Genomic DNA, 717 nt, shown 5'->3' with positions numbered 1-717 from the left:
CCGGTGGGTGGTTTGTAGTTCTTACCCGCGATGTTGTACAGGTACTGCTTGGTCAACCGGTTGATCGCGGCAGCGGTGTCACTGGAGGTGGCGTTCCCACCCGAGACGATCGCCTGCGCTTTCTGCAACGCCGCGGTCAGGATCTGATGCACCTTCTGCTGCCCGGCCTTCGTGTACGCCTGCGGGCCCAACTCGGCCAACGCCACGTTCACCTCACGCACCAGCTTGACGATCGCTTTCTTGTCGACCTTGTTCGACCCCTTCAAACTCCCGATATACGACACCAACTGGTTGTCCACATTGTTGAACGCCTTGGCCGCGTTGCGCTGGAACAACCGCTTGGCCCGAATCGCCCGCGTCGTCGCACCACTACCAGAAGACCCCGGCGAACCACCCGAGGGCTGCGGCACCTGCCGCATCTGCGGATCCGACGGATCTCCCTCCCCATACACCCCTTCCAACTGCTTCAACACATCCAACGCCTGCGCCGCCTCCGGCGACATCCCCGCCACACCCGAACCATCGGCCCCACCCGCCGCCACCGGCGCCGAACCCCCACCACCACCACCACCACTGCCCAAACCCGCCAACGCCGACGCGATCAACGGCAACATCCCCATCGCCATCATCCCGGCCATCGGCAACACACCCGCCACCACCTCCGGATCCACCAACGGCTCCGGCTCCAGCTCCTCCTCCCCACCCCTACCCGACCCC

The 717-nt window shown here is 64.9% G+C and carries 1 protein-coding gene; it reads right to left on the bottom strand.

The features are described from left to right. A partial coding sequence (locus ON29_RS29840; protein ID WP_040871447.1) for a DUF4226 domain-containing protein occupies positions 1–717 on the bottom strand: 717 nt, incomplete at both ends.

The organism is Nocardia exalbida NBRC 100660, from assembly GCF_000308575.1.
Taxonomy (GTDB): domain Bacteria; phylum Actinomycetota; class Actinomycetes; order Mycobacteriales; family Mycobacteriaceae; genus Nocardia; species Nocardia exalbida.
This window is presented reverse-complemented; position numbering and strand designations above follow the sequence as displayed.